Source organism: uncultured Campylobacter sp. (genome assembly GCF_938045225.1).
In the GTDB taxonomy this organism is placed as follows: Bacteria; Campylobacterota; Campylobacteria; order Campylobacterales; family Campylobacteraceae; genus Campylobacter_A.
Genome location: NZ_CALINL010000004.1, coordinates 1 through 2,523 on the forward strand (window position 1 = coordinate 1; position 2,523 = coordinate 2,523).

At 35.0% G+C, this 2,523-nt stretch carries 2 protein-coding genes; both read left to right on the forward strand.

Annotated elements, in window-relative coordinates:
- The first annotated feature begins 499 nt into the window (after positions 1–499).
- Positions 500–1,096 (forward strand): CDP-alcohol phosphatidyltransferase family protein, encoded by a 597-nt coding sequence (locus Q0200_RS00160; RefSeq protein ID WP_297936434.1) that lies wholly within the window; start codon positions 500–502, stop codon positions 1,094–1,096.
- Positions 1,097–1,534: 438 nt separating this feature from the next.
- A partial coding sequence (locus tag Q0200_RS00165) for a hypothetical protein (RefSeq protein WP_297936436.1) occupies positions 1,535–2,523 on the forward strand: 989 nt, incomplete at its 3' end.

Below are 2,523 nucleotides of genomic sequence, written 5' to 3' on the forward strand. Positions count from 1 at the left end.
GGGATGTCGGGAAAGTAGGTCGTTGCGGGCTTTGTTTTTATTCTTTTTCTATTTATCTCTTATTTTATATTCTTTGGTTTACTTATATTTTAATCTGCTATCTATTTCTGTATCTTTTTTAGCTTTATAAATTGTTGTTGGATGTTTATTTTTTAGCTTTAGAAATTTATATTTTATGTCTTACTTTATATCTTGTGATCTATGTTTTAAATGGCTAAAATTGCTATCTTATTTTTGTTTAGTATTCTTGCCTATAATTTATATAGAGTGTTTTTGGTTTGGTTAGTGGCTTGAGTGCGTTGGGTAAGTTTTTTAGACTAGATATAAATTTGTAAAAATGCGAGTAACTAATATTGCTCCATCTTATTTGCTATAAAGTACGCTAGACTAAACAATGCAAAGAATTAAGTAGAGCCTTAAAAAATACATACAAACCTCTATTAAACTTTATTCAAGTATTTTTTTGAGAAAATGCTAAATTAAAATTCCTTGGAGTATTATGAGTATCTACGAGTTAAAACCCAAATTTCAAAACCTACTTCGTCCATTAGTAAAGCGTCTTTATAATGCCGGCATTACCGCAAATCAAGTTACGCTCGCAGCCTGTATTCTATCTATTTTATTGGGCGTATTGCTTGTTAAATTTGCCGACGTGTATACTTTGTTTTTTCTGCTGCCTATATGGATGTTTCTACGCATGGCGTTAAATGCTATCGACGGTATGCTGGCTCGTGAGTTTAATCAAAAAACCCCGCTTGGAGGCTATTTAAACGAAGCTACCGATGTTATTTCAGACACCGCGCTTTATTTACCGTTTGCTTTTGTGACACCATTTGAATGGGGTGTTATCTCGCTCGTTATATTTTTGGCCTTTATGAGTGAGTTTTTGGGCGTCCTGGGGCAGGTGCACGGCAGCGGTAGGCGGTACGACGGACCTATGTGCAAGAGTGACCGCGCCTTTGTTTTTGGACTTATCGGCACTATATATGCGGTATTAGGTCAGCTGCCCGCATGGTTTGGTTGGGCGCTTTATGCGGTAGCATTTTTGCTTGCGCTTACTTGCATAAACCGTTTGAGAATGGGTCTAAAAGGCTAAGTCAATAAAAAATGTGCGACAAATTTTTGGAATTAAAATAGGCTCAAAATAAGCTAAGCGGATTTTTAGCTACGACTTCGTCTTATTACTGTCTCCTAGAAAGCCACAAGTGCATCGAAGTGTAGAAGACGGAGATATTATAGATACAAATTATCTAAATTTAAAAGTATCTTCTCAAGCGTAGCTACTGCAGGAAAGCCAAGATAAAGAGAATTTCTTACTTCATCTAAAAGAATATGCTCTGCTCTATTTCACTGCTTTTGTAGCTTTTTGAGAAGCAGTCACGAACAAAGTAAAGTAGAGTTTGGATATAATAACAGTAAAGATACGAAAGAACTCTATTAAATTCTACTACAATCGATAAGAGAGAATTTGCTTAAGTTTAATTGAACCTAAGATTATAATTTCGTAATCTTATTTGTATAAAAAGGATACGCCGTGAACAGTTGCGAAAAATTAAATCTAAGGGTGGCGCCTGAATACTACAGTAGCGGCATATGGACTATAAAGAAGCCGTTTCAATCCAGTTACGGCGTAAATACCAATTATGAATATTTAAATTTACCGCAAGATTTAAAAGATGATTTTGAAGCATGGCAGGATAGCTTTGATAGAAACAATCCTAATCGGCAAGACGAATATTGGGATGAGGGAAAATTTAATCAAGAAGGTCTGAGTCTTGCAAGGAGATTAAAATCCTTTCTAAAAAATAGCGCCAGGGTTGAGTACTCAGGAGATATTTTTGCAGAAATAAGACTATTCTATGTAGACTATAATGCCGATGAATACAAAACGAGCCCTATATCGTGCGAAGATGGCATTAGAGTAAATTTTGACGACCTTTTTAGGCTATTCAACATTAAATACGACAGTAGTTTAGATAGAAAATTTCAAGAGTGGCTAAAAACAGACATATCAAATTTTACGCAATATGAGTTGATGGAATTTGATAGAACGGGTAAAGAATTAACCGATGATCTAATAACTATTTTACCCAAAGAGTGCGTGGTTGAGTATAAAAATTTATCTAAATTTAACGAAAATACCGAGCTATTAATAAGCGATATTTTAAACGGGAAAATGCCGATAGTGCAGTGGATAAAAGAAAATATTCAAGATGGAAAATTGTGCATCGATAGACAATATGAAATGCCCGATAAAAAGGATTATTATTTGTCTAAGCCTGAATTGCGGGATATAAATTTTATTCCAGGCGCGCTAGAGGCAATATATGGTGGCTGGAATAGCGAGGAAGGCAAGGCAGTGGCCGCTAAAATAATTGATATGATTAGTGATATACATGAGGTATATAAAAAAGAGGATTTGTGCGATAACGATACTTTAGAGATCAAGTTGGCAAATTTATATACGTTTCTTTTAACACAAAGCGCTTGCGTATACGGTTATGATTTTGTGGAGATGATTTC